Raw genomic sequence first — 26,226 nt, forward strand, 5'->3', positions numbered from 1 at the left:
CCAGCATGAAAATCCATGAGTATCAAGGCAAAGAAATCCTCCGAAAATACGGAGTGACGGTTCCGCGCGGTATTCCGTGCATGTCCGTTGAAGAAGCAGTCAAAGCTGCTGAAACCTTGGGCGGCCCGGTCTGGGTTGTAAAAGCACAGATCCACGCCGGTGGCCGTGGTAAAGGCGGCGGCGTCAAAGTCGCCAAATCGCTGGAACAAGTCAAAGAATTCTCCGAGCAGATCCTGGGCATGCAGCTGGTCACGCACCAGACCGGCCCTGAAGGCCAGAAAGTACGCCGCCTGCTGATCGAAGAAGGCGCGGACATCAAGAAAGAACTGTACGTGTCGATGGTTACCGACCGCGTATCGCAGCGCGTGGTGCTGATGGCTTCCTCCGAAGGCGGCATGGACATCGAAGAAGTTGCCGAGTCCCACCCAGAACTGCTGCACTCGATCGCCATCGATCCATCGATCGGCCTGACCGACGCTGAAGCCGCTGGCATCGCCGCCAAGATCGGTGTGCCGGAAGCTTCGATCGCCGACGCCGTCGTCAACCTGAAGGGCCTGTACAAAGCCTACTGGGAAACCGACTCCTCGCTGGCCGAAATCAACCCGCTGATCCTGACCGGTTCGGGCAAGGTCATCGCACTGGACGCCAAGTTCAACTTCGACGCCAACTCGCTGTTCCGTCAACCAGAAATCGTCGCTTACCGCGACCTGGACGAAGAAGATCCAGCGGAAGTCGAAGCATCGAAATTCGACCTGGCCTACATCTCCCTGGACGGCAACATCGGCTGCCTGGTGAACGGCGCCGGCCTGGCCATGGCCACCATGGACACCATCAAGCTGTTCGGCGGCGAGCCAGCCAACTTCCTGGACGTCGGCGGCGGCGCCACGGCTGAGAAAGTGACCGAAGCGTTCAAGATCATGCTGAAAAACCCAGGCCTGAAAGCCATCCTGGTCAACATCTTCGGCGGCATCATGCGCTGCGACGTGATCGCCGAAGGCGTGATCACCGCGGTCAAAGCCGTGTCGCTGAACGTGCCGCTGGTGGTCCGCATGAAGGGCACCAACGAAGACCTGGGCAAGAAGATGCTGGCCGATTCCGGTCTGCCTATCATCGCAGCCGACACCATGGAAGATGCAGCGAAGAGCGTAGTCGCCGCCGCTGCCGGTCAAGCTTAATTAAGGAATCAACATGTCCATTCTGATCAATAAAGATACCAAAGTCGTTACCCAAGGTATTACCGGCAAGACCGGTCAATTCCACACCCGCGGTTGCCGCGACTACGCGAACGGCAAAGCTGCCTTCGTCGCAGGCGTGAACCCGAAGAAAGCCGGCGAAGATTTCGAAGGCATCCCTATTTTCGCTAACGTCACCGAAGCGAAAAAAGAAACCGGCGCCAACGTGTCCGTGATCTACGTGCCGCCAGCAGGCGCGGCCGCCGCGATCTGGGAAGCTGTCGAAGCTGAAATGGATCTGGCCATCTGCATCACCGAAGGCATTCCTGTCCGCGACATGATGGCCCTGAAGGACCGCATGGCTAAAGCAGGTTCCAAGACCCTGCTGCTGGGCCCTAACTGCCCAGGCCTGATCACCCCTGACGAAATCAAGATCGGCATCATGCCAGGTCACATCCACAAGAAGGGCCGTATCGGCGTGGTCTCGCGTTCGGGCACCCTGACCTATGAAGCAGTCGGTCAGCTGACCGCGCTGGGCCTGGGCCAATCGTCGGCAGTCGGCATCGGCGGCGACCCGATCAACGGTCTGAAGCACATCGACGTCATGAAGATGTTCAACGACGATCCTGATACCGACGCGGTCATCATGATCGGCGAAATCGGCGGTCCGGACGAAGCCAACGCGGCTTACTGGATCAAAGACAACATGAAAAAACCGGTCGTCGGCTTCATCGCCGGTGTTACCGCTCCTCCAGGCAAGCGCATGGGCCACGCCGGCGCGCTGATCTCCGGCGGCGCGGACACCGCACAAGCCAAACTGGAAATCATGGAAGCTTGCGGCATCACTGTCACCAAGAACCCGTCCGAAATGGCGCGTCTGCTGAAAGCCATGCTGTAATTACAGCCCGCTTGAATGTGGAATAATGGGGGAGCTTCGGCTCCCCTTTTTAATGGAGAACAGATTGGCGAAGATCCTCATCTCGCGCGACGGACAACTGGAACAGCAAGTACAGCTAAGCAAAGAGCGGATGACCATCGGCCGTCACCCGCGCAACGACATTGTGCTGACGCATCCGGCCGTCAGCGGCGACCACGCCGTCATCGTCACCATCCTGGACGACTCCTTCCTGGAAGACCTGCACAGCACCAACGGCACCTTCGTCAACGGCCACCGTATCGGCAAGCACTTCCTGCAGCATCAGGATGTGATCAAAATGGCCAAGTTCCAGGTCGAGTTCATCGCCGACGGTGTGCGGCCCATGATGGCGGCGGCGCCCGTGCTGGCGCACATCGAAGTATTAAATGGCAACAATGCCGGCAAGCAGATGGCGCTGACCAAGCCGCAGACCACGCTCGGCCGCGCCGGCGTGCAGGTGGTGGTGATCCACCGCCAGCCCGACGCTTACAGCATCACCCACCAGGAGGGCGCGCAGCCGCCGCTGGTGAACGGCATCGCCCTGGGCAAGCAAGCCCAGCGTTTGAATCACGGCGACGTGATCGACCTCAGCGGAACCCAGATGGCCTTCCGCATCGCCTGACAATATTTGTCAGCGGCGACCCCGGCTGACAATTTGCGGCCTGCGGACTGACAAAAAACGGCAGTCCAGGCGACCCAAAGCGACAGTTTTTGGCATATTTTGTGGAATTAGGCATCAAAAACAGGGTGGCACACCAATTGCTCATAGCTAAGTGTCCCACCAAATTTGATGTTCAACACACCCCAGGAGTCGAAAATGAAATCCATGAAAATGATGAAGAAACAAGCCCAGGCCGGCTTCACCCTGATCGAACTGATGATCGTGGTTGCCATTATCGGCATCCTGGCCGCCGTCGCGATTCCTGCGTACAGCGACTACACCGTGAAAGCCAAGATGGCCAACGCCCAGGGCGCGATCGACTCGATCAAGACTGCGGTGTCGCTGTGCGCCCAGGAAGGTGGAGGCGACCTGACCGGCTGCAACGCCGGCGCCAAAGGTGTACCGACCTTCACCCCAACCAAGGAAGTTTCCGGCGCCACCGTTACCGACGGCGTGATCGTTGAAACCTTCGCCACCGGCGTAGGCAAGAACATCGACGGCTTGACCGCTACCTACACCCCGACCATCGCCGCCGGTGCAGCCAACGTCACCTGGAACGTCACCACCACCGTCACCAACACCGCAGCGGCAGCAGCGCTGACCAAGAACAACGTAGTTCCTTAATGTTCAGCTCCTGAACGAGAAAACCGGCCTTTCGGCCGGTTTTTTTTCGTCCCTGCGGCGGGAAGGGTCAGACGATTTTCTGGCGGTCGGCGATCAGCGCCTCGTAGGTCAGGTTTTGCAGCATGGTGTAGTGGACCGGATCCAGGTCGATGAACTGCACGCCGTAGGTGAACACCTCGGGCTTGTCGCCGGTGGCGGGCTTGACCACGTTGATATTGCGAATGGTGGCATTCGGATTGATGCGCACCTGGCGGTTGCCGGGCTGGGCGATCAGGTAGAACGACAGCCCGACGTGGGCCTCGTCGTCGGACAGCTTCTTGGCCGATTCGATCAGCGCGCCGGAGACGCTCAGGTTCACCAGGAACACCGAGGTGGTGCCGACAGGCGAGGTGACCTGTGCCGGGATATCGACCTTGACGCGCATCGCCGCGCGCAGGCTGGTGCCCTGGATGGACACCGGGAACGACAGGTGGACATAAAACAGCGGACGCGGGAACACCCGCTGCACCACGCACGAGAACGAGCAGACGTTGACGCCGGAGAAGACGCGGATGGTCAGCTTGTCGCCGTCGTTGAGGGCGATCGGTGCGCCATTCTCGAACGGAACCTTGACGATCATGTACTCGTCCTTCACCCAGCCGATCAGCGTGGAGAAGTGCTGGATCGGCTTGATGGTGCGGTGAGTGATGAACTGTATCCTGCCACCCACCTGCAGGTTCATTTGCTCGAATTCGTATTCCTGAGTCTTGGCTTCGCTCGGTGGAGGGTTGCTGCTCATTCAAATTCTTTCTCGTATGCGCGAGGCGGGTACGGTGAGGCCTACGTCAAAAGATTACTTCGGTGACATTGATTATATACCCACCCAACAAAGGTAACAATCAGACAATAGGATGGGTTGTTGATTGGTCGCGCAGCAGCACCATGAGGCCAAAATTGCGCTGAGAACCGTTGCATTTTATTCCTCCCAGCTAATTAGCTACTGGGATGGATTGCTCTTCTTTCTGAACTTTTCTCGTTCATTGCCAATCCATAGAAGACAAAGGTACAGCGCAAAAAAACCGAATGACCAAGCGAAAACATGGTCCTCCATGTTTCGCTCCGGAATATTGATCGTTTCATCGTCCGCTAAATAAGTGACGAAAACCTGATCGCCAATTTTGAAGTTTTCGCACGGTTGATTGCCATGACCAGGTTTTCCAGCTCCAGACACTTCCTTTTGATTGACAACAAAACGGTACTCTATACGTTGCTTGTTTTTTATGTCGCAGTTTTTATTCGTCAGCACGCCGGTTTGTTGCACGCCATACTTGGCAAGGCGATGATCCTGACGAAGAGAGGGTAAGAAAACTAGAAGGTAGGAAATGATGACGAACAGCGCACCCCAATAGCGATACTTTTTCTTTATTGGGATAATAATATAGACCAGAAATGGGACGACGAGTCCAATCAGCAAAAGCATGGTGGTCTGCAGACTATTGAGTAAATATTATCGAGGATTTGTATGGTCATTTAGCTCGTCACGCTCCAATCGCCCGACTTGCCGCCGTGCTTCTCCATCACGCGGATATCGGTCATGACCATGCCCCGGTCGACGGCCTTGCACATGTCGTACACAGTCAGCAGGCCGACCTGCACGGCGGTCAGCGCTTCCATTTCCACCCCGGTCTTGCCGTAGGTTTCGACCTGGGCCTTGCAGTGCACGCTGGAATTGGCCACATCGGTCTCGAAATCCACCGTCACGCGGGTCAAGGCCAGCGGGTGGCACAGCGGCACCAGGTCGCTGGTGCGCTTGGAGGCCATGATGGCGGCGATGCGCGCGATGCCCAGCACGTCGCCTTTCTTGGCCGTGCCGCCGGTGATGATGGCCAGCGTTTCCGGCTTCATGCGGATGGTGCCGCTGGCCAGTGCGATGCGATGCGTCTCGGCCTTGGCGCCGACGTCGACCATGTGCGCCTGGCCGGAGCCGTCGAAGTGGGTCAGTTGATCTGCGGGCGCGGCGTTTTCGATGGTCATGGTGGGCTTAAAACGTAACAAAATAATTCGTCGGCGGACGCCGTGCGTGGGCATCCAAGTTGCGGGTATCATATCACCGTGAATACAAAATGTTCCCCCCACTCCCTGCGCATGCGCCTGGTCGCCGCCGCGCTGCTGGTTGCCATGCCGCTGGCGATGGCGCAAGACGTGCTGGCGCCCGCCAAAATCCCCAACCTGCCCGCGCTCGGCGATACCGAACGCCAGGACTTGTCGCCGCTGATGGAGCGCAAGCTGGGCGAGGAAATCATGCGCGATATCCGCCGCGACCACGATTTCCTCGACGACGGCCCCATCCTCGAATACCTGAACAACTTCGGCAATGCGCTGGTGGCGGCCCGCCCCGGCGCGCGCGGCGAGGCCAATTTCGACTACTATTTCTTCGCCGTGCGCGATCCGCAGCTGAACGCCTTCGCGCTGCCCGGCGGCTTCATCGCCGTGCACTCGGCGCTGCTGCTGGCGGCGCAGTCCGAGTCCGAGCTGGCCTCGGTGCTGGGCCACGAGATCGGCCACGTGGCGCAGCGCCATATCGCCCGCTCGATCGGCCAGCAGAAGCAGGACGCGCTGATCCCGCTGGCGGCGATGATCCTGGCCGCGCTGGCCTCCAAGGCCGGCGGTGACGCGGCCCTTGGCGTGTTCTCGGCTGGGCAGGGCCTGGCGATCCAGCGGCAACTGAACTTCGGCCGCGACGCCGAGCGCGAGGCCGACCGCATCGGCTTCCAGATCATGGGCGCGGCCGGCTTCGACACCTCGGGCATGGTGGCTTTCTTCCAGCGCATGCAGACCGCGACCCGCAACTACAGCGACCTGGTGCCGGCCTATCTGCAAAGCCATCCGCTGACCACCGAGCGTATCGCCGACATCCAGGCCCGCATCCGCGAGCAGCCGTACAAGCAGCGTCAGGACAGCCTGGATTTCTACCTGGTGCGTTCGCGCGCGCGCGTGTTGCAGGACCCGAGCGCGTCCGGCCTGGCAGAGGCCAAGGTGTTTTTTGAAGCCCAGATGCAGCAGGAAAACCGCCAGCAGGTCACCGCCGGCCAGTACGGCATGGCTTTCCTGTCGCTCAAAAAAGGCGAAACCGCTCAGGCCCAGGTCTGGCTCGACAAGGCGCGCGCGACCTTCGACAAGCCACCGGCCGCCGGCACCTTCAGCGCGGCCGCGCGGCCGGCGCCGGACTCGATCTTCGTCAGCACCTCGATCGAGATCAAGCTGGCGCAGCCGGACAACAAGGCCATGATCGACAAGGGACTGGCCGAGGCGGAGGCGGCGCACCTGCAGTTCCCGCTGTCGCGCGGCATCGCGCATCAATATGGCGAGGCGCTGATCGCGGCCGGCAAGCTGGAACAGGCGGCCACCTATCTGCGCGACCAGGTGCAGCTGTACCGCGAAGATCCCGATGCCTACGATCTGCTGGCGCAGGCCTATGCCAAGCAGGGCAAGCTGGCCTTGCAGCATATCGCGCTGGCGGAGTCGTATGTGTTGCAGGGCGGCGTGCTGTCGGCGCTGGACCAGCTGAGCTACGCGCGCAAGTCGCCCGACGCTTCCTTCTACGACCAGGCCGTGATCGATGCGCGCGAGCGTGAGCTGCAGGCGCGCCGCCGCGAGGAACTGGGCGAGAAGGGCAAGAAGGATTTACGCGAGGCCGAGTCGCGCCCGGCGTTCAAGGCGGAGATGCGCAGCGGCCCGGACGCCCCGGCGTCGACCAATCCGTTCGACCGCCTGCGCCAGGAGTCCAATCCTATGCCGGTGCGGACGGTACGCTGACGTAGCCGAAGCGCGCCGGCAGTTCGGCGGCCGCCACGCGCTGCACGGCCAAGCCGTCCAGCGTCAGCGCGCCGGGCGCAGCGCCTTCCATCCACGCCAGCAGCGCTTCGTCGGCCACGGCGGCGCCGTTCATTTTCAGCATCGGCAGCACGTGCGCGAAATCGCGGTCGTCCAGCTGCGCCACCACGTCGCCGCTGCGCAGGACCAGCGCGCCAGTCTCCGTCAGCACCGCTTCTTCGACCGGCCCCAGCGCCGCGCCCGTGTGCACGGCCCAGCCCAGCGCGGGATCGGTGCGGACGATGTAGGGCGTGGCCTCCAGCTGCACATACACGCGCTGCGGACCGTTCTGGAAATACCAGCAGCCGCGCTCGTCGGCCGCGTAGTTGCGCACGATGAAGGCGACCAGCGCCGCGTGCTGCAATTTATCGCCCGGCAGGTTCAGGTGCTGGGCGCGTTCGTCGCGCATGCGCCAGTTGCCGCGCGCGTCCAGACCCAGCCAGCCGTAGCAGTGGGGGACGTTCGGCCACTTGGCCAGCGCTTGTTTGACGATGTCATCCATGTTGTTCGGCCAGTGCGTCGTTGGTGGCGGTCGCGCCTTCCATGAACTGGATCAGGCGTTGCGGCAGCCAGTGCAGCTTGCCCGGCAGGCCGCCGACGGCAAAGCCCACATGGCCTCCTTCGGCGGGATAATCCAGCACCACGTTAGGCGCCGCCCGTTGCGGCAGATGGCGGCCGGGCAGGAAGGGATCGTTCTTTGCGTTCAGCACCAGCGTCGGCACGGTGATGTCGCCCAGCACATGCTTGGCGCTGGCGCGGTCCCAGTAGTCGTCGGTGTCGCGGTAGCCGTGCAGCGGCGCTGTCACCACGTTGTCGAAGGCGTACAGGTCGCGCGCGGCGTGCAGCGCGTCGAGATCGAACAGGCCGGGAAACTGCTGGAGCTTGGCGATGCACTTGGGCTTGAGCGTCTGCAGGAACATGCGCGTGTACAGCATGTTGAAGCCGCTCGACAGCGACACGCCGCCCTGTGCCAGGTCCAGCGGCGCCGACACCGAGCAGGCGGCGTCGACAAAATCGGCCTGGTGCTGCGATTCGCCCAGCCAGCGCAGCAGCGCGTTGCCGCCCAGCGAGACGCCGGTGGCGTAGAACTTGCCGCTGCTGCGGCCGTGCAGGCGGCGGATGATCCAGTCGATCTCGGCGGCGTCGCCCGAATGATAGAAGCGCGGCGCGCGGTTGGGCTCGCCGGAGCAGCCACGGAAATGCGGCACCGCGCCCGACCAGCCGCGCGCGGCCACGTCGGCCATCAGCGCCCGCGCGTAGTGGCTGTCGGACGAGCCTTCGAGGCCGTGGAACAGCACCACGAAGGGCCGGCCCGGCTGGCCGTCGACAAAATCGACGTCGACGAAATCGCCGTCCGGCGCCTCCCAGCGTTCGCGCCGGAACCGCACCGCCGGCTTGGCGATGCAGGTGGCGGGATAGATGGTTTGCAGATGGCCCGAGGGGAGCCAGAAGGGCGCCGAATAGTTCATTGCTGTCCGTTGATTGAGCCGGGCTGCCACCCCGGTAAGGCGGGGTCAGACCCCGCGGGGTCTGACCCCAGGTTGCCGCCGTGCGGGGTTAATGCAGGATCTGGCTGGGGGTGTCGACCGGCGCCGCCCCCGGCGCCACCGACACGTGGTGCAGCACGATGCGCCAGCCGCGCGGCGTCTTGATGTAGACGTTGGTGGCGACCAGGTGCGCGGCCTCGCCGCCGGCGGTGGTGCCCTCGACCACGGTGTGCACCGAGCTCATCAGGTTATGGGTCTCATGCAGCTGCGACGGCACGATGTGCAGGCCGCCGTGCTCCAGGATCGCGGCCCACGAGGCGCGGATGGCCGCGTGCCCGATCAGGCGCGGCCCGCCCGGATGCACGCAGACGATTTCGTCGTCGTCAGCCCACAGCGCCATCAGCGCGTCCAGGTCGGCGCGGTTGAGCGCGTCATAAAAAGCCGATTCAACTTCGGCGGCACTTCCGTTCAACTGCTTGACTCGCTTGGTGGGCATGCTGGCTCCGGGACGCGCTGGCTGGCGATGATATTAGTGGTGACCGACGACGGTGCCCGGCTTCAGGCGGTAGGCGGTGCCGCAGTACGGGCACTTGGCGATGCCGTCGTGGTTGAATTCCAGGAACACGCGCGGGTGGGACGACCACAGCGGCATGGCCGGGTTAGGGCAGTGGGCCGGCAGGTCCTTGCCTTCGAGCTCGACGGCGTTGGTGGCGGCGGACGTGTGGGCGTTGGTCATATTCTTGTGCTCCGAAAGGCTGAGGAAAACCACGATTTTAACGGATTCGCGCATTGAGCAAAAATCATCGGTAAAATAGCGCCTCTACAACCCCGGTGCGGCCTGCTATGTGGCGGGAATGCCACACGATGACGCACATGACCGAATTGAGCAGCGCCCCTCACCCACCCTACGTCGCCGAGCACCACGAACCCTCGTGGCGCGAAGGCCTCAAGACCGGAACTCCCACCTTGTTCGGCATCGGCGCCTGGGGCCTGGTGGTGGGCATCGCCATGGTCAAGAGCGGATTGACCGTGCCGCAGGCGCTGGGCATGACCATGCTGGTGTTCGCCGGATCGGCCCAGCTGGCGGCCTTGCCGCTGATCGCCTCGCATTCGCCGATCTGGGTCATCTTCGCCACCGCCGTCGTGGTCAACCTGCGCTTTGTGATCTTCTCGGCCCTGCTGGCGCCGCATTTCGCCCAACTGTCGTGGCGCAAGCGCTTCGTGCTCGGCTACGTGGCCGGCGACATGACGGTCGCCATGTTTCTGCACAAATACCCCAGCGAGGCGCCGCAGGTGGGCAAGCTGTCCTACCTCAAAGGCCTGCTGTACCCGAACTGGGGCGCTTGGCAGGTCGGCTCGATCGCCGGCATCTTCCTCGGCAGCGCCGTGCCCGCCGAATGGGGCCTGGGCTTTGCCGGCACGCTGGCCATCATCTGCGTGATGGTTCCGCTGATGGTGGGCCGTCCCGCGCTGTGCGGCGTGCTGGTGGCCGGCGCGGTGTCGGTGCTGGCGGCCGGGCTGCCGTACAAGCTGGGCCTGCTGCTGGCCGTGCTGGTCGGCATGCTGACCGCGATGGCGATCGAAGAGGGCGTCGAAAAATGGAGAAAAACCCATGGCTGATTGGGAAATCTGGATCATCATCGGCGTGCTGGCGCTGGCCACCGCCGCCACGCGCAGCTCGTTCTGGCTGATCGGCCACCACATCACCATCCCCAAGCGGGTGCAGGAGATGCTGCGCTACGCGCCGGCCTGCGCGCTGGCGGCCATCGTGGCGCCGGACCTGATCCTGGTGAACAGCCATCCGCTGCTCGATTTGAGCAATCTCAAACTGGTGTCGGGAATTGTCGCTACGATCTTTTATTTGCTGCGTCGCAATATGTTGCAGACAATTGTGTTCGGCATGGCCTTTTACACGGCTTTGCGGCTGATGCATGTATTTTAATAACAGATAAATCGCCCCGTCCTTGCGGTAAAATAGCGCTCTTTCTTCAACTCGACCTTTGGGTAACCATGTCCGCTGTTTTGAACTTCATCCGTCTGCAAGATCTCATCGCCCAGAATGCGCTGCAAGGCAAGCGCGTTTTCATCCGCGCCGACCTGAACGTGCCGCAGGATGATAGCGGCAATATCACCGAAGATACGCGCATCCGCGCTTCCGTGCCGGCCATCAAGGCTGCCGCGGCCGCCGGCGCCAAGGTCATGGTCACGTCCCACCTGGGCCGCCCGACCGAAGGCGAGTTCAAGCCGGAAGACAGCCTGGCGCCGGTCGCCGCGCGCCTGGCCGAGCTGCTGGGCCAGCCGGTCGAGCTGAAACAGAACTGGGTCGACGGCGCCGGCCTGGAAGGCCTGCAGGCCGGCCAGGTGGTACTGCTGGAAAACGTCCGCGTCAACCAGGGCGAAAAGAAGAACAGCGACGAACTGGCACAGAAAATGGCCGCTTTGTGCGACATCTACGTCAATGACGCTTTCGGCACCGCGCACCGCGCGGAAGCGTCGACGCACGGCATCGCCAAGTTCGCGCCGGTTGCCTGCGCCGGCCCGCTGCTGGCCGCCGAGCTGGACGCGCTGGGCAAGGCGCTGGGCGCCCCGGCCCGTCCGTTGCTGGCCATCGTGGCCGGTTCCAAGGTTTCGTCCAAGCTGTCGATCCTGAAGGCGCTGGCTGACAAGGTCGACAACCTGATCGTCGGCGGCGGCATCGCCAACACCTTCATGAAGGCCGTCGGCCTGAACATCGGCAAGTCGCTGGTGGAAAACGAGCTGGTCGACGAAGCCAAGGCCATCATCGAGATCATGGCCAAGCGCGGCGCGCAGGTGCCGATCCCGGTCGACGTGGTCTGCGCCAAGGAATTCTCGGCCACCGCTGCCGCCACCATCAAGGCCGTGGCTGACGTGGCTGACGACGACATGATCCTGGACATCGGCCCGCAAACCGCCGCCATCCTGGCCGCGCAGATCGGCGCCGCTGGCACCATCGTCTGGAACGGCCCGGTCGGCGTGTTCGAGTTCGACCAGTTCGGCGAAGGCACCAAGACGCTGGCGCTGGCCATCGCCAATTCGAAGGCGTTCTCGATCGCCGGCGGCGGCGACACGTTGGCGGCCATCGCCAAGTACAACATCACCGAGCAGATCGGCTACATCTCGACCGGCGGCGGCGCCTTCCTGGAGTTCTTGGAAGGCAAGACCCTGCCAGCAGTGGAAATTTTGACGCAGCGTGCTGCGGCGCAGTAAATAGGGCTGAACAATAGTAAGTATAAAAGCACGGTCGTGCGGTGTAGCAAATTAACAGTAAAATCCAGTTAATGCCTGAGAAAGGTCCAAAAATATGTAGCTTTGCTACAAATTTTGGGGCTTAGCAACACAAACAGCGCAGCTTTTCCGGGTCTCCGCCGCATTTGCGGAGACTGTTCGCATGACCCAACGCTCAAGGAATACTATGTCCCGTGGTACCAAAATTGTTGCAACGATCGGCCCAGCCTCCACTGACTTCAACGTCCTGGTCAAAATGATACGTGCGGGCGTTGATGTCGTGCGCCTGAACTTCTCGCACGGCAAGGCCCAGGATCACATCGACCGCGCGCGCCTGGTGCGCGAGGCGGCGGCCGAGTGCGGCCGCGAAGTGGCGATCATGGCCGACATGCAGGGCCCTAAAATCCGCGTCGGCAAGTTTGAAAATGGTAAGATTGACCTTGCGAACGGCGATAAATTCGTCCTGGACGCGAAATGGGGCGAAAACGGCGAGCTGGGCAACCAGGAACGCGTCGGCCTGGACTACAAGGCGCTGCCGCAGGATTTGCGCGCCGACGACCGGCTGTTGCTGAACGACGGCCTGATCGTGCTGGTGGTCGACAAGATCGTCGGCCATGAGATTTACACCACCGTGAAGATCGGTGGCGAACTGTCCAACAACAAGGGCATCAATCGCCAGGGCGGCGGCCTGACCGCGCCGGCGCTGACCGCCAAGGACATGGAAGACATCAAGACGGCAATGAGTTTCCAGTGCGATTACCTGGCGATCTCGTTCCCGAAAAGCGCGACCGATATGGAAATGGCGCGCCAGCTGGCCAATATCGCCGGCGAGCCCTTCGGCCACAAGCCGATGATGATCGCCAAGATCGAACGCGCCGAAGCGATCCCTGTGCTGCAGGAGATCCTCGACGCTTCCGACGGCATCATGGTCGCGCGTGGCGACCTGGCGGTGGAAGTGGGCAACGCGGCGGTGCCGGCGCTGCAGAAGCGCATGATCCGCATGGCGCGCGAGTCGAACAAGCTGGCGATCACCGCGACCCAGATGATGGAGTCGATGATCTTCAACGCCGTGCCGACCCGCGCCGAAGTCTCGGACGTGGCCAACGCGGTGCTGGATGGCACGGACGCGGTGATGACCTCGGCGGAAACCGCCTCGGGCCGCTATCCGATCGAGACGGTGGAAATGATGGCCGCCATTTGCGTGGAAGCCGAGCAGTCCGAGTACAACAAGCTCGACGCCGACTTCCTCAATGCGACCTTCACCCGGATCGACCAGTCGATCGCCTACGGCGCGCTGTTCACCGCGCACCACCTGGCGGTGAAGGCCATCGTGGCCCTGACCGAGTCCGGTTCGACCGCGTTGTGGATGAGCCGTCACAACATCGATACGCCGATCTTCGCGCTGACGCCGAGCGTGACGACCCAGCGCAAAGTGGCGCTGTATCGCAATGTGAAGGCCTACAATCTGCTGCAGAAGGCGGGCAGCGCGGAAGTGTTGAAACAGGCCGAGGATCTGCTGGTCGAGTACGGCATCGCCAAGAAGGGTGACATGATCGTCGTCACCTGGGGCGAGCCGATGGGCCAGGTCGGCGGCACCAATGCGCTGAAGATCGTCAAGGTTGGAGAATTTACTAAATAAGTCCGGTTGTGTCGCTCCCGCGCAGGCGGGAGCCCATGCAGCGCCTCGATGGCAGCTTGAGTATGGATTCCCGCCTGCGCGGGAATGACGGGGGCCGGCGACAGGTTTTTTTATTGTTTGGAGTATTACCATGTCCCTCGTATCCATGCGTCAACTGCTGGACCACGCCGCTGAAAACGGCTATGGCATCCCTGCATTCAACGTCAACAATCTGGAGCAAGTGCAGGCCATCATGGCCGCGGCCGACGCCCTGAACAGCCCGGTCATCATGCAAGCCTCGGCCGGCGCCCGCAAGTATGCCGGCGAAGCCTTCCTGCGCCACCTGATCGACGCCGCCGTCGAAGCCTACCCGCACATCCCGGTCGTCATGCACCAGGACCACGGCCAGTCGCCGGCGGTCTGCATGGCCGCGATCCGCTCCGGCTTCACCTCGGTGATGATGGACGGCTCGCTGGAAGCGGACGGCAAGTCGGTCGCCTCGTACGACTACAACGTCGAAGTGTCGCGCGAAGTGGTCAAGTTCTCGCACGCCATCGGCGTCACGGTGGAAGCCGAACTGGGCGTGCTCGGTTCGCTGGAAACCATGAAGGGCGACAAGGAAGACGGCCACGGCGCCGACGGCACCATGACCCGCGAACAGCTGCTGACCGACGTGGCCCAGGCCGCCGACTTCGTGCAGCGCACCCAGTGCGACGCTCTGGCCATCGCCATCGGCACCTCGCACGGCGCCTACAAGTTCACCCGCAAGCCGACCGGCGACATCCTGGCCATCGACCGCATCAAGGAAATCCACGCCCGCATCCCCAACACCCACCTGGTGATGCACGGTTCGTCGTCGGTGCCGCAGGAACTGCTGGCCATCATCCGCGAATTCGGCGGCGACATGAAGGAAACCTACGGCGTGCCGGTCGAAGAGATCCAGGAAGGCATCCGTCACGGCGTCCGCAAGATCAACATCGACACCGACATCCGTCTGGCCATGACCGCGGCCACCCGCAAGTTCCTGTTCGAGAATCCTTCGAAATTCGACCCGCGCGACTTCCTCAAGCCGGCCCGTGCCGCCGCCGAGCAGATCGTGCGCGCGCGCTTCCAGGCCTTCGGCTGCGAAGGCCAGGCGTCGAAGATCAAGGTTATCCCGATGGAAAAAATGGCCGAGCGCTACAAGGCCGGCGAGCTGTCGCAGATTGTGAAGTAAAATTCTGTTTTGGAACGGATCGGTTCTCTCGGGAACCGGTCCATCTCTCTTGACCGGCTAGCAAGGTTTTCCCTGCGCCGGTTTTCGCTTTTCTATACCGCTAGTCTATCCACCTCCCGCTATGAACAGCCTTTACCAGACCTCCATCAAGTCCCTGCCACTCCTTGGCCACGGCAAAGTCCGCGACAACTACGCTGTCGGCGACGACAAGATTTTGATCGTCACCACCGACCGCCTGTCGGCCTTCGACGTCGTCATGAACGAGCCTATCCCCGGCAAGGGCATGGTCCTGAACCAGATGAGCGATTTCTGGTTCGAGAAACTCGGCCACATCGTGCCCAACCACCTGACCGGCGTGGCGCCGGAATCGGTGGTCGCCGCCGACGAAGTCGAGCAGGTCAAGGGCCGCGCCGTGGTCGCCAAGCGCCTCAAGCCGATCATGGTCGAGGCGGTGGTGCGCGGCTACATCATCGGTTCGGGCTGGAAGGATTACCAGGACACGGGCAGCATCTGCGGCATCAAGCTGCCGGCCGGCCTGCAACAGGCAGAGAAGCTGCCTGAGCCGCTGTTCACCCCGGCCGCCAAGGCCGACCTGGGCGAGCACGACGAGAACATCAGCTTCGCTGACATGGAAAGCCGCATCGGCGCCGAGCTGGCCGCCAAGATGCGCGACGTCAGCATCGCGCTGTACAAGGCCGCTGCCGACTACGCCGCCACGCGCGGCATCATCATCGCCGACACCAAGTTCGAATTCGGCCTGGACGAAAACGGCGTCATGCACCTGATGGACGAAGTGCTGACCGCCGATTCGTCGCGCTTCTGGCCTGCCGATTCCTACCAGCCTGGCATGTCGCCGCCGTCGTTCGACAAGCAGTTCGTGCGCGACTACCTGGAAACCCTGACCTGGGGCAAAACCGCACCAGCGCCGGCGCTGCCTGCCGACGTCATCGACAAGACCCAGGCCAAGTACTTCGAGGCCATCGAGCGCCTGACCGGCCAGAAGCTGAAGGCATAACATGGCAGATCAGAACAAGCCACTGGTCGGCGTCATCATGGGTTCGTCGTCGGACTGGGACGTGATGCAGAACGCGGTCGCCATCCTCAAGCAGTTCGGCGTGCCGTTTGAAGCCCAGGTCATTTCCGCGCACCGCATGCCGGACGAGATGTACGCCTACGCCAGGAGCGCCCGCGCGCGCGGCCTGCGCGCCATCATCGCCGGCGCCGGCGGCGCGGCCCACCTGCCTGGCATGGTGGCCGCGATGACCATCGTGCCGGTGCTGGGCGTGCCGGTGCCGTCCAAGTACCTGCGCGGCGAGGATTCGCTGCTGTCCATCGTGCAGATGCCCAAGGGCGTGCCGGTGTCGACCTTCGCCATCGGCGAAGCCGGCGCCGCCAATGCCGCGCTGACGGCGGTCGCCATGATCGCCGCCACCGACGGCGCGCTGGCCGACCGGCTGGAAGCGTTCCGCGTCTCGCAAACCGATGCCGCCAAGGCCATGACTTTACCGCTGGAATAAATGAGTAAATTGTTTTCACCATTTCTGCCCGCCGCCAATCCGCCAGCCTGGCTGGGCGTGATGGGCGGCGGCCAGCTCGGCCGCATGTTCGCCCAGGCCGCGCAAAGCATGGGCTATCAAGTGGCCGTGCTGGAACCGGCGGCCGATTGTCCCGCAGGACAGGTCGCGCAGCGCCTGGTGGAAGCCGGCTACAGCGATGCCGCCGGCCTCGACGCGCTGGCTGCGCAATGCCTGGCCGTCACCACCGAATTCGAGAACGTGCCGGCCGACAGCCTGTCGCGCCTGGCGCAGCAGGTGTTTGTGGCACCGGACGCGCATGGCGTGTCGGTGGCGCAGGACCGCATCGCCGAGAAGCGCTTCTTCGTCGATTGCGCGCCCAAGTCGGGCGTGATGCCGGCGCCGCACAAGGTGATCGCCTCGCATGAAGACATCGCCGCCATCGGCGACGAGCTGCTGCCCGGCATCCTGAAGACCGTGCGCATGGGTTACGACGGCAAGGGCCAGGTGCGCGTGCGCAGCCGCGAGGACGTGCGCGCCGCCTTCGACAGCATGGACGGCGTGACCTGCCTGCTGGAGAAGATGCTGCCGCTGGCCTACGAGGTCTCGGTGCTGACCGCGCGCGGCGCCGACGGCGAATCGGTGGTCTATCCGATCGCCGAGAACGTCCACCGCGACGGCATCCTGTTCACCACCACCGTGCCGGGCCCGAACGTGTCCGACGCCAGCGCCAAAAAGGCGCAGCAGGCGGCGCAAGCCATCGTTGCCGAGCTCGGTTATGTTGGCGTGCTGTGCATCGAATTCTTCGTGCTCACCGACGGCAGCCTGGTGGTCAACGAGATGGCGCCGCGTCCGCACAACAGCGGCCACTACACGATGGACGCCTGCGTCACCAGCCAGTTCGCGCAGCAGGTGCGTGCGATGGCGCGGCTGCCGCTGGGCGACGTGCGCCAGCATTCGCCGGCCGTGATGCTCAACATCCTCGGCGACGTCTGGTTCACCGACGACACGGACGAAGGTGACGGCAACCCGCGCGAACCGGCCTGGGATCAGGTGCTGGCGCTGCCGGGCGCCTGCCTGCACCTGTACGGCAAGGACGATCCGCGCCGCGCCCGCAAGATGGGGCACCTGACCTTCATCGCACCGACGCTGGCGCAGGCGCAGCAGCAGCTTGCCGCCGCCTGCGCCATCCTGGGCATCGTGCCGTGAAGCAGCAGCCCGCGGCGGTAGCCGATCACACCGCCATCGCGGCGGCGGCGGCGATCCTGGAGGAGGGCGGCCTGGTGGCCTTCCCCACCGAGACCGTCTACGGCCTGGGCGCCGACGCCGAGAACCCGGCGGCGGTGGCCCGCATCTACCAGGCCAAGGGCCGGCCCAACGACCATCCGGTGATCGTGCACGTCGCCCCTGGCGCCGAGCTCGACTACTGGGTCACCGACATCCCCAAGGAAGCGCGCCAGCTGGTGGCGGCCTTCTGGCCGGGACCGCTGACCCTGATCCTGAAACGCGCCAGCCACATTCCCGACGCCGTCTCCGGCGGTCAGGACACGGTCGGCATCCGCTGCCCGTCGCATCCGGTCGCGATCGCCTTGCTGAGCGCCTTCAAGGGCGGCAAGGGCGGCGTGGCCGCGCCGTCGGCCAACAAGTTCGGCAACGTCAGCCCGACCACCGCCCAGCACGTGCGCGACGAGTTCGGCCTCGACGAGCAGGACGCCGACAGCGAAGCCTGCAGCGGCGCGCTGCTGACCACCGTGCTCGAAGGCGGCGCCAGCCAGGTCGGCATCGAATCGACCATCGTCGACTTGTCGCGCCTGGCCACGCACGGCCCGGTGCTGCTGCGTCCCGGCCACATCAGCGCGCAGCAGATCGCCGACGTCATCGGCGCGCTGCCGGCCGCGCCGGACCAGGCCGCCCCGCGCGCGTCCGGCACGCTGGAATCGCACTACGCGCCGCGCACGCCCGTGACGATGCTGCCGCAGGCCGAGCTGACGGCCGCGCTGGCGCAGCTGCAGGCGCGCGGCGTCAAGGTGGCGGTCATCGGCCACGCCCTGCCGGCGTTGCCGCAGCCGCAGCGCATGCTGCCGGCCGATCCGGCCGGCTACGCCTACGGTCTGTACGCGGCCCTGCGCGACATGGACCAGACCGGCTCCGGCCTGATCCTGGTGGAGACGCCGCCGCAAGGCGCGCAGTGGCTGGGCGTCAACGACCGCCTGCGCCGCTCGGTGTTCGGCTCGGCCGGTATCATCGCGTCACTGTTGAAAAAATGAGCTGTGTGGGCACCGCAACAGGGTGGTGCCACCGGATTGCGTCTCTGCTAAGCTAAAGTGTCGCCGGTTAAAACAGACCGGCCACCTTGACCCGCCAGCAGAGGCCACCGCCATGTTCAAAGCCGCCCGTTTTTCCCTGATTTCCTTCGTCGTCCTGCTGGCCTGCTGCGGCGGAGGCGGCAGCGGTTCGTCCGGCGACCGCACCGGCGGCAACGTGGTGACGCAGCCGCCGGTCCAGCTACGCGGCGTGCCCATCGGCGGCGCCACGCTGGTGCCGGCCGCCATCGGCGGCGGCGCCATGGCCAGCATCATCGATCCGGCCGTCATGAAGAAACTGGTGGACGCCTCCGTCACCCTGGGCACCTCGATGACCGGTACGCCGACCTGCGCCGTGACCACCTACACCCTCAAGTACCACACCGTCGATTCGGTGGCGGCCGACACCGACGCCAGCACCGCCATCATCGTGCCGTCCGGCAGCAACGCGGCCTGCCAGGGCGCCCGTCCGGTGATGCTGTACGCACACGGCACCTCGCCGAGGAAGACCACCGACATGAGCAACCTGGCCGGCACCGAGGCGCTGCTGGTGGCGGCGATGTTCGCGACCCAGGGTTACATCGTGGTGGCGCCGAACTACGCCGGCTATGCGGGCTCCTCGCTGGCCTACCATCCCTACCTCGACGCCGACCAGCAATCGAATGACATGGTCGATGCCCTGCGCGCCGCCCGCAGCGTGTTCGGCAGCATCAGCGCCAATGCCTCCGGCCGGTTGATGGTGAGCGGTTACTCTCAAGGCGGCTTCGTGGCGCTGGCCACCCAGCGCGCGATGCAGACCAGGTATCCCGGCGAATTCACGGTGACGGCGGCGGCGCCGATGTCCGGCCCGTATGCGCTGCTGCAATTCGGCGACGGCATCTACGGCGGTGCGCCGACCATGGGTTCCAGCGGCTTCCTGCCGATGCTGATCAACGCCGGCCAGCGCGCCGGCGCCGCCATCTACAACAGCCTGGACGATATCTACGAAGCCAAATACGCTGGCGGCATCGATACGCTGCTGCCGGGCACGCAGGGCCTGGGCGACCTGGTCGCGGCCGGCAAGCTGCCGAACGACGTGCTGTTCGCGCAGGATTCCCTGCCGCAGGCGCCGGGCTATGCCTCCTTTTTCGGCGCCGACCACCTGATGAAGACCAGCTACCGCAACGGCTACCTGGCCGACCTCAAGGCCAATCCCTGCAACGCCAGCCGCGCCGCGCCGCTGGCCTGCTCGCCGGCCCAGCCGCTGCGCAAATGGTTGCTGAGGAACGACCTGCGCACCTACACGCCGGGCGTGCCGCTGTTCCTGTGCGGCGGCAACCAGGACCCGGTGGTGCCGTTCGCCAATACCGTTGCCGCCAGCGGCTACTTCAGCGCCCGCGGCATGGCTTCCGGCCTGCTGACGGTGCTGGACGTGGACGACTCGGCGCTGCTGGTCCCGTATCGCACCACGCGCGCCGAATTCGCCGCCGCCAAGCAGGTGCTGCGCCTTTCCGTGCTGGCCGCTACGGGCTCGTCGGCGTCGGCCGACAAGGCGGTCAACGACACTTATCACGCCGGCCTGGTGGCGCCGTTCTGCCTGCGCGAAGCGAGAAACTTCTTCGACGCCGCCCCCGGCAGGTGATAGCAATTTGGAAGTCAGTTGTCTCTATGAAAATACAGCCGAGCAATCGTTCTTTTTAGCCACAAATGAACGGGTTTTTAAACGTCCCTTATGTGCTCCCCTATACATTCGCGGATAAGGCTGGCATATTAGTTGGGTTGCGAATAGCACGGCCGTTCGTATCACACTATAAAAGATTTTTTCTAGGAGACAACATGCGTCATACTAAATTTGCACTTGCGGCATTGACCCTGGCCGTTCTTGCGGGTTGCGGCGGTACCGATCCCAAACCCGGCGACCAAACCGTCAAGAACAAGTACAGCAGCCAGGTGTCGTTTGGCGACAGCCTGTCCGACGTCGGCTCCTACGCCGTCGGCACGGTAGCCCTGCTCAAGGGCGGCAAATTTACGATCAACGGCGACAACGCCGCCATTTCCCCAGCGCTGACCGGCAAGAACTGGACCGAACTGGTGGCCGCCCAGCTGGGCCTGCCGGCGCCTTGCGCGGCCGTGACCGGCCTCGAGGGCGATGCCACCAAAGGCTTCTCGGTGCCGCAAGTGGCCCACGCCAACTGCTACGGCTACGCCCAGGGCGGCTCCCGCGTGACCAACCCTGTCGGCCAGGGCAACAAGCTGGCCGGCAGCTCGCTGGGCGCGCTGACCATTCCGGTGGCCACCCAGATCGCCAACCACCTGAAGGCCGTCGGCGGCAAGTTCAAGGGCGATGAAATCGTGTTCGTCATGGCCGGCGCCAACGACGCGCTGCGCGGCTTGTCGGTACTGAGCGACAATGCGACCGCGGCCGGCGGTCAGGCCTATGTGACCAGCCTGGTCGGCCAGCTGGCCGCCGGCGCCACCAATCCGCTGGCCGCCGCCGCCGCCATCGGCCTGGCCGCGCAGACGGAAGCGGCCAAGCCGGGCAGCACCCCGGATTCGATCACCATGGCGGCCATCGGCGCCGCCGCTGTCCAGCCGGGCAATGCGGCGGTCGCGGATAAGGCCGTCTGGGGGCCGATGACCGTCAAGGCGACCGCCGACGGCACCGCCGCCGGCAACGCCTACGCGGCCGCCCATGGTCCGGAGCTGGTGCCTGCGATGGCCACCGCCGCCACCGAACTGGTCGCGCTGATCAAGACCCAGATCATCGGCAACGGCGCCAACTACGTCACCGTGAACAACGTTCCTGACCTCGGCACCACGCCGTTTGCCAACGAGCAGTCGGCATCGACCCAGGCCCTGATCAACGCCATGATCAACACCTTCAACACCACGCTCAGCGCCGGCCTGGCGTCGGAACCCAAGGTGTTGCTGGTCGATGTGTTTGCGACCAGCCACGACCAGGTGATCAATCCCGGCCAGTACAGCTTGACCAACGTGAAGGATCCCGCTTGCGACCTGAGCACGGCCAAGAATCCGCTGGAGAGCTCGCTGATATGCAATGCCGGCAACATCAAGACAGGCGATGTCAGCCATTGGGCCTTTGCCGACAAGCTGCATCCGACGCCGTACAACAACCTGCTGCTGGCCCGCCTTGTGGCCGAGAAGATGGTTGCCAAGGGCTGGCTGTAATTCTGTCGTCGCAGGCAGCCGCGGCCCGCGGGCGGGCGGCTGCCGGACTCATCACACAATAAATCAGGAGACGATATGAAGAACACGGTAAAACTGCTGGCGCTGGCCGCCGCACTGACGGTGGCCTCGGCCGCATCGGCGCAACAGACCGCCGGCACCTGGCTCGGCACGCTGGGCATCAACAAGATCACCCCGAAGGTTGATTCGGGCGACGTCTCGGCGCCGGCGCTGCCGGGCACCAAGGCCGACGTCGGCTCGGACACCAAGCCGCGCTTCGCGATCGCCTACATGGTGACCGATAACATCTCTGGCGAACTGGACCTGGGCCTGCCGTACAAGCACGACCTGATCGGCGCCGGCGCCATCCAGGGCACGGGCAAGCTGGGCACGGCGGAAGTGCTGCCGCCGACCGCCTTTGTGCAGTACCGCTTCCTGCCGGCCAACTCGATGTTCCGGCCTTACGTGGGCCTGGGCGTGACCTATGCGATGTTCCAGAAGGAGACCGGCTCCGGCCAGCTGACCGCGCTGCTCAACACCGGCGGCCCCGGCACCACCTTCAAGCTGGACGACAAGTGGGCGATGAGCTACCAGATCGGCGGCACCGTGAAGATCAACGAGAAATGGTTTGTCGACGCCACCGTCATCAAGACCAAGCTCAAGACTATGGTGCACTTCTCGACCGGCCAGACCCAGGACGTGCGCCTGGATCCGCTGGCGGTCAGCGTGAGCATCGGCTACAACTTCAAGGGTTTCTAGACCCCAGGACGCAAAAAAACCGCCGCGGCTGCGAAGCCCGGCGGTTTTTTTTACGCCTGAGCGGCGAACCCCGAACCGAGGCGGGGTCAGACCCCGAAGGGGGCATCTCGCACGGCGAGATGCGGGCGCAGCCCTCTCCGGACCCTTGGTTTTCGGGGTTTATTGGAACGCCTGGATGCCAGTTTGGGCACGGCCCAAAATCAGCGCGTGGATGTCGTGCGTACCTTCGTAGGTATTGACCACTTCCAGGTTGACCATGTGGCGGATGATGCCGAACTCGTCGGAGATGCCGTTGCCGCCCAGCATATCGCGCGCGACGCGGGCGATGTCCAGCGACTTGCCGCAGGAATTGCGCTTCATCATCGAGGTGATCTCCACCGCCGCCGTGCCGGCGTCCTTCATGCGGCCCAGCTGCAGGCAACCCTGCAGGCCCAGCGTGATCTCGGTCTGCATGTCGGCCAGCTTCTTCTGCACCAGCTGGTTGGCGGCCAGCGGACGGCCGAACTGGTGGCGGTCCAGCACGTACTGGCGCGCGGTGTGCCAGCAGGCTTCGGCCGCGCCCAGCGCACCCCAGGCGATGCCGTAGCGTGCCGAGTTCAGGCAGGTGAACGGACCCTTCAGGCCGCGCACGTCCGGGAAGGCGTTCTCTTCCGGGCAGAACACATTGTCCATCACGATCTCGCCGGTCACCGAGGCGCGCAGGCCGAACTTGCCGTGGATGGCGGGGGCGCTCAGGCCGGCCATGCCTTTTTCCAGCACGAAGCCGCGGATCGCGCCCTCGTCGTCCTTGGCCCAGACCACGAACACGTCGGCCACCGGCGAGTTGGTGATCCACATCTTGGCGCCGCTCAGCGCGTAGCCGCCCGGCACCTTCCTGGCGCGGGTGATCATCGAGCCCGGATCGGAGCCGTGGTTGGGTTCGGTCAGGCCGAAGCAGCCTATCCATTCGCCGGTGGCCAGCTTGGGCAGGTATTTCTGTTTCTGCGCCTCGGTGCCGAACTCGTAGATCGGCACCATCACCAGCGAGGACTGCACGCTCATCATCGAGCGGTAGCCGGAATCGATGCGCTCGACCTCGCGCGCGATCAGGCCGTAGGCCACGTAGTTCAGGCCGGGACCGCCGTACTGTTCCGGAATGGTCGGACCCAGCAGGCCCAGTTCGCCCATCTCGCGGAAGATCGAGGTATCCATCTTCTCGTGGCGGAACGCCTCCAGGATGCGCGGCGCCAGCTTGTCCTGGCAATATGCGGCGGCGGCGTCGCGCACCATGCGCTCGTCGTCGGTCAGTTGCTGGTCCAGCAGCAGGGGGTCATCCCAGTGGAATTGGGCGCGGGCTTGGCTCATGTGTGGTCTCTCATTATGAAAATGTGGGAAGGCTGCCCGGCATTCTATGCCGGGGCCGCCGTCACGGCTTTTCAAATGGCGACACCAATTTCCGTTTTTAGCCCAGGCTGCCGAACTGGCCGCCGTGGAAAATCAGCGGCGGCGACGGCGAGAACTCGCACAGCTCGACCTCGCCGACGAAAATCACGTGATCGCCCTCCGGGTAGCGGCTGCGGTTGTGGCATTCGAACCAGGCCGAGGCGCCCTTGAGGATGGGCTGGCCGGTGCGCGAGAGCTCGTATTCGGTGTTGAGCCAGGGATCGATGCCGCGCGTGGCGAACTGCTTGGCCAGGTGGGCCTGGCTGGCCGACAGCACATTGATGACGTAGTGCGAATTGCCGGTGAAGATGGGCATGCTGTTGGCCGTCGTGGCCAGGCTCCACAGCACCAGCGGCGGGTCCAGCGACACCGAGTTGAAGGAACTGGCCGTCAGGCCACGGAAGCTGCCGTCCGCCAACCGGGTGGTGATGACGGTGACGCCGGTGGCAAATTGCCCCAGCGCTTGGCGGAAATGGCTGGTATCGAAGGGGCGCTGGGCGGCGCGGGGGGAACGAGTGTGCATGGTGGACCTGTGACTTTTCAGCCATTATGCCAAAGTTTACCGCGTGATAGCGTATTGCCTTGGTTTGCGTTACAGTGAACCCGTGGGCATTCTTCTATGCGAGGCAGTCATGACGAGTCAGTCCGCGCCGGACACGGCGCTTGAAACGGCGTATCTGGGCGGCGGCTGTTTCTGGTGCACCGAGGCGGTGTTTGCGCGGCTCAAGGGCGTGCTGCAGGTGGAGTGCGGCTATGCCGGCGGCCAGCAGCCCGACCCCACCTACGAGCAAGTCTGCGCCGGCGGCACCGGCCACGCCGAAGTGGTGAAATTGCAATTTGATCCGTCCGTCATCAGCTTTCGCGACCTGCTGGAAATCTTCTTCACCATCCACGACCCGACCACGCTGAACCGCCAGGGCAACGACGTCGGCACCCAGTACCGCTCGGTGATCTTCTACCAGTCGCCGCAGCAGGAAGCCACGGCGCGCCAGGTGATCGCGCAGATGGCCGGGGTGTGGGACGCGCCCATCGTCACCGAGCTGGCACCGGCCTCGAGCTACTATCCGGCCGAGCCCTACCATCAGGATTACTTCAGCCAGCATCCGCTGCAAAGCTATTGCGCCTTCGTGGTGGCGCCCAAGGTGGACAAGTTCAAGAGTACCTATGCGCAGCGCTTAAAATAAATAAAACAGGCAGGGGACATCCATGAAGGTGGTGCTGGTCGACGATACCCATATCAACCTGGTGCTGATGTCGCGCCTGGTCGATAAACTGCAAGACGTGAGCACGATCAGCTTCCAGTCGGCGCGCGACGCGCTGGCCTGGTGCAACCGCCATCCCTACGACCTGCTGATCGTCGACTACATGATGCCGGACCTGAACGGCCTGGAGCTGATCGCCCGGCTCGAGGCGCCGCCCGACCAGCGCCCGCCGGTGCTGATGGTCACCGCCAGCGTCGATGTCGACGTGCGCCACCGCGCGCTGGAGAACGGCGCCAGCGATTTCCTCATCAAGCCGATCGACAAGGTGGAGTTCCTGGCCCGCACCCGCAACATGCTGGCGCTGCGCAGCGCCACGCTGAGCCTGCAGCACCGCGCCAGCTGGCTGGCCGAGGAAGTGGCCAAGGCCACCGCCGAGCTGCGCGCGCGCGAGCAGGAGACCATCATGCTGCTGTGCCGCGCCTCCGAATACCGCGACCCCGAAACCGGCGCCCACATCCAGCGCATGGCGCACTACTCGCGGCTGATCGCCGAGCAGCTGGGCCAGTCCGAGGCGCAGCAGCAGGACGTGCTCAACGCCGCCCCCATGCACGACATCGGCAAGGTCGGCACGCCCGACCACATCCTGCTCAAGCCCGGCCGCCTGGACCCGGAGGAAATGACCGTCATGCGCCAGCACGCCGAGATCGGCTACAACATCCTCAAGGATTGCCAGGCGCGCATGCTCAGGCTGGCGGCGGAGATCGCGCTGACCCACCACGAGCGCTACGACGGCCAGGGCTATCCGCGCGGCCTGGCCGGCGAGGCGATCCCGCTGGTGGGCCGCATCGTCGCGGTGGCCGACGTGTTCGACGCGCTGACCAGCGTGCGGCCGTACAAGCGGGCCTGGAGCATGGAGGACGCGCGCCAGTACCTGCTGGACAACTGCGGCGGCCACTTCGATCCGCAGTGCGTGCAGGCGCTGCTGCAGCGCTGGGACGAGGTGCAGGCCATCCGCGCCCGCTTCCGCGACGAGCACGACGGCGCCGCCGCGCAGACGGCCTGACGCGGC

The 26,226-nt window shown here is 64.1% G+C and carries 28 protein-coding genes; 19 read left to right on the forward strand and 9 right to left on the reverse strand.

Features of this window, described 5'->3' with window-relative positions; translation table 11 throughout:
* Positions 1-5 precede the first annotated feature (5 nt).
* The 4 genes from sucC to ACEN9O_RS12075 all read left to right on the forward strand — a co-directional run bounded on the left by sucC (position 6) and on the right by ACEN9O_RS12075 (position 3,373).
* On the forward strand, positions 6-1,175 hold the full coding sequence (gene sucC / locus ACEN9O_RS12060; RefSeq protein WP_495617773.1) for an ADP-forming succinate--CoA ligase subunit beta: 1,170 nt from the start codon (positions 6-8) through the stop codon (positions 1,173-1,175).
* A 13-nt stretch (positions 1,176-1,188) separates the two neighbouring features.
* The gene (gene sucD, locus ACEN9O_RS12065) at positions 1,189-2,070 is read left to right on the forward strand and encodes a succinate--CoA ligase subunit alpha (protein WP_008452531.1); all 882 of its coding nucleotides are present in this window, start codon (positions 1,189-1,191) and stop codon (positions 2,068-2,070) included.
* 64 nt (positions 2,071-2,134) lie between these two features.
* Positions 2,135-2,710, forward strand: a complete 576-nt coding sequence (locus ACEN9O_RS12070) for an FHA domain-containing protein (RefSeq protein WP_495617774.1) — start codon at positions 2,135-2,137, stop codon at positions 2,708-2,710.
* 195 nt (positions 2,711-2,905) lie between these two features.
* Positions 2,906-3,373 (forward strand): pilin, encoded by a 468-nt coding sequence (locus ACEN9O_RS12075; protein ID WP_495617775.1) that lies wholly within the window; start codon positions 2,906-2,908, stop codon positions 3,371-3,373.
* A gap of 67 nt (positions 3,374-3,440) precedes the next feature.
* On the opposite strand, the gene ACEN9O_RS12080 is transcribed toward ACEN9O_RS12075, so the two are convergent.
* The 3 genes from ACEN9O_RS12080 to moaC all read right to left on the reverse strand — a co-directional run bounded on the left by ACEN9O_RS12080 (position 3,441) and on the right by moaC (position 5,386).
* Positions 3,441-4,151, reverse strand: a complete 711-nt coding sequence (locus ACEN9O_RS12080; RefSeq protein WP_495617776.1) for a flagellar brake protein — start codon at positions 4,149-4,151, stop codon at positions 3,441-3,443.
* 198 nt (positions 4,152-4,349) lie between these two features.
* Positions 4,350-4,832, reverse strand: coding sequence for a hypothetical protein (locus tag ACEN9O_RS12085; protein WP_495617777.1), 483 nt, complete (start codon positions 4,830-4,832; stop codon positions 4,350-4,352).
* 50 nt (positions 4,833-4,882) lie between these two features.
* Entirely contained in the window at positions 4,883-5,386 is a 504-nt protein-coding gene (gene moaC, locus ACEN9O_RS12090) for a cyclic pyranopterin monophosphate synthase MoaC (protein WP_495617778.1), read from the reverse strand.
* Positions 5,387-5,497: 111 nt separating this feature from the next.
* Between moaC and ACEN9O_RS12095 the strand changes: the two genes are divergently transcribed.
* Positions 5,498-7,168 carry a beta-barrel assembly-enhancing protease gene (locus ACEN9O_RS12095; protein ID WP_495618463.1) on the forward strand — a complete coding sequence of 557 codons (1,671 nt, stop codon included), beginning with the start codon at positions 5,498-5,500 and terminating at the stop codon, positions 7,166-7,168.
* On the opposite strand, the gene ACEN9O_RS12100 is transcribed toward ACEN9O_RS12095, so the two are convergent.
* The 4 genes from ACEN9O_RS12100 to ACEN9O_RS12115 form a co-directional block, all read right to left on the reverse strand.
* Positions 7,143-7,727 (reverse strand): DUF2946 family protein, encoded by a 585-nt coding sequence (locus ACEN9O_RS12100; RefSeq protein ID WP_495617779.1) that lies wholly within the window; start codon positions 7,725-7,727, stop codon positions 7,143-7,145. The genes ACEN9O_RS12095 and ACEN9O_RS12100 overlap by 26 nt on opposite strands.
* Positions 7,720-8,694 carry a YheT family hydrolase gene (locus tag ACEN9O_RS12105; protein WP_495617780.1) on the reverse strand — a complete coding sequence of 325 codons (975 nt, stop codon included), beginning with the start codon at positions 8,692-8,694 and terminating at the stop codon, positions 7,720-7,722. The genes ACEN9O_RS12100 and ACEN9O_RS12105 overlap by 8 nt, the downstream gene beginning before the upstream one ends.
* Positions 8,695-8,782: 88 nt before the next feature.
* On the reverse strand, positions 8,783-9,208 hold the full coding sequence (locus ACEN9O_RS12110; RefSeq protein WP_495617781.1) for a YybH family protein: 426 nt from the start codon (positions 9,206-9,208) through the stop codon (positions 8,783-8,785).
* Positions 9,209-9,241: 33 nt separating this feature from the next.
* Positions 9,242-9,448 (reverse strand): zinc-finger domain-containing protein, encoded by a 207-nt coding sequence (locus ACEN9O_RS12115; RefSeq protein WP_117014229.1) that lies wholly within the window; start codon positions 9,446-9,448, stop codon positions 9,242-9,244.
* A gap of 137 nt (positions 9,449-9,585) precedes the next feature.
* Between ACEN9O_RS12115 and ACEN9O_RS12120 the strand changes: the two genes are divergently transcribed.
* The 12 genes from ACEN9O_RS12120 to ACEN9O_RS12175 all read left to right on the forward strand — a co-directional run bounded on the left by ACEN9O_RS12120 (position 9,586) and on the right by ACEN9O_RS12175 (position 22,533).
* Positions 9,586-10,332, forward strand: coding sequence for an AzlC family ABC transporter permease (locus tag ACEN9O_RS12120; protein WP_495618464.1), 747 nt, complete (start codon positions 9,586-9,588; stop codon positions 10,330-10,332).
* Entirely contained in the window at positions 10,325-10,654 is a 330-nt protein-coding gene (locus ACEN9O_RS12125; protein WP_495617782.1) for an AzlD domain-containing protein, read from the forward strand. Before ACEN9O_RS12120 ends, ACEN9O_RS12125 begins: the two co-directional genes overlap by 8 nt.
* A gap of 68 nt (positions 10,655-10,722) precedes the next feature.
* Positions 10,723-11,940 (forward strand): phosphoglycerate kinase, encoded by a 1,218-nt coding sequence (locus tag ACEN9O_RS12130; protein ID WP_495617783.1) that lies wholly within the window; start codon positions 10,723-10,725, stop codon positions 11,938-11,940.
* Between the two features lie 205 nt (positions 11,941-12,145).
* A complete protein-coding gene (gene pyk, locus ACEN9O_RS12135) occupies positions 12,146-13,597 on the forward strand; it encodes a pyruvate kinase (protein WP_495617784.1) in 1,452 nt (483 codons plus the stop codon).
* Between the two features lie 130 nt (positions 13,598-13,727).
* Positions 13,728-14,792, forward strand: coding sequence for a class II fructose-bisphosphate aldolase (fba, locus tag ACEN9O_RS12140; RefSeq protein WP_495617785.1), 1,065 nt, complete (start codon positions 13,728-13,730; stop codon positions 14,790-14,792).
* A 121-nt stretch (positions 14,793-14,913) separates the two neighbouring features.
* Entirely contained in the window at positions 14,914-15,807 is an 894-nt protein-coding gene (locus ACEN9O_RS12145) for a phosphoribosylaminoimidazolesuccinocarboxamide synthase (RefSeq protein ID WP_152841033.1), read from the forward strand.
* Between the two features lies 1 nt (position 15,808).
* Entirely contained in the window at positions 15,809-16,309 is a 501-nt protein-coding gene (purE, locus tag ACEN9O_RS12150; RefSeq protein WP_495617786.1) for a 5-(carboxyamino)imidazole ribonucleotide mutase, read from the forward strand.
* Positions 16,310-17,515, forward strand: coding sequence for a 5-(carboxyamino)imidazole ribonucleotide synthase (locus ACEN9O_RS12155; protein ID WP_495617787.1), 1,206 nt, complete (start codon positions 16,310-16,312; stop codon positions 17,513-17,515).
* Entirely contained in the window at positions 17,512-18,573 is a 1,062-nt protein-coding gene (locus ACEN9O_RS12160; RefSeq protein WP_495617788.1) for an L-threonylcarbamoyladenylate synthase, read from the forward strand. Before ACEN9O_RS12155 ends, ACEN9O_RS12160 begins: the two co-directional genes overlap by 4 nt.
* A gap of 112 nt (positions 18,574-18,685) precedes the next feature.
* Complete coding sequence (locus tag ACEN9O_RS12165) at positions 18,686-20,230, forward strand: alpha/beta hydrolase family protein (protein WP_495617789.1); 1,545 nt, start codon at positions 18,686-18,688, stop codon at positions 20,228-20,230.
* 194 nt (positions 20,231-20,424) lie between these two features.
* Positions 20,425-21,777: an SGNH/GDSL hydrolase family protein gene (locus ACEN9O_RS12170; RefSeq protein WP_495617790.1), complete on the forward strand. Its 1,353-nt coding sequence runs from the start codon at positions 20,425-20,427 to the stop codon at positions 21,775-21,777.
* A gap of 75 nt (positions 21,778-21,852) precedes the next feature.
* On the forward strand, positions 21,853-22,533 hold the full coding sequence (locus tag ACEN9O_RS12175; RefSeq protein WP_495617791.1) for an OmpW/AlkL family protein: 681 nt from the start codon (positions 21,853-21,855) through the stop codon (positions 22,531-22,533).
* A 159-nt stretch (positions 22,534-22,692) separates the two neighbouring features.
* Here ACEN9O_RS12175 and ACEN9O_RS12180 read toward each other — a convergent pair whose 3' ends face one another.
* Positions 22,693-23,877, reverse strand: a complete 1,185-nt coding sequence (locus ACEN9O_RS12180; RefSeq protein WP_495617792.1) for an acyl-CoA dehydrogenase — start codon at positions 23,875-23,877, stop codon at positions 22,693-22,695.
* Positions 23,878-23,974: 97 nt separating this feature from the next.
* The gene (locus ACEN9O_RS12185) at positions 23,975-24,478 is read right to left on the reverse strand and encodes a flavin reductase family protein (RefSeq protein ID WP_495617793.1); all 504 of its coding nucleotides are present in this window, start codon (positions 24,476-24,478) and stop codon (positions 23,975-23,977) included.
* Positions 24,479-24,587: 109 nt separating this feature from the next.
* Here ACEN9O_RS12185 and msrA point away from each other — a divergent pair, with 109 nt between their 5' ends.
* Both msrA and ACEN9O_RS12195 read left to right on the forward strand, forming a co-directional pair.
* Entirely contained in the window at positions 24,588-25,139 is a 552-nt protein-coding gene (msrA, locus tag ACEN9O_RS12190; protein WP_495617794.1) for a peptide-methionine (S)-S-oxide reductase MsrA, read from the forward strand.
* Positions 25,140-25,161: 22 nt separating this feature from the next.
* The gene (locus ACEN9O_RS12195; RefSeq protein ID WP_495617795.1) at positions 25,162-26,220 is read left to right on the forward strand and encodes an HD domain-containing phosphohydrolase; all 1,059 of its coding nucleotides are present in this window, start codon (positions 25,162-25,164) and stop codon (positions 26,218-26,220) included.
* The last annotated feature ends 6 nt before the right edge of the window (positions 26,221-26,226 follow it).

This window comes from Duganella sp. Dugasp78 (genome assembly GCF_059491455.1).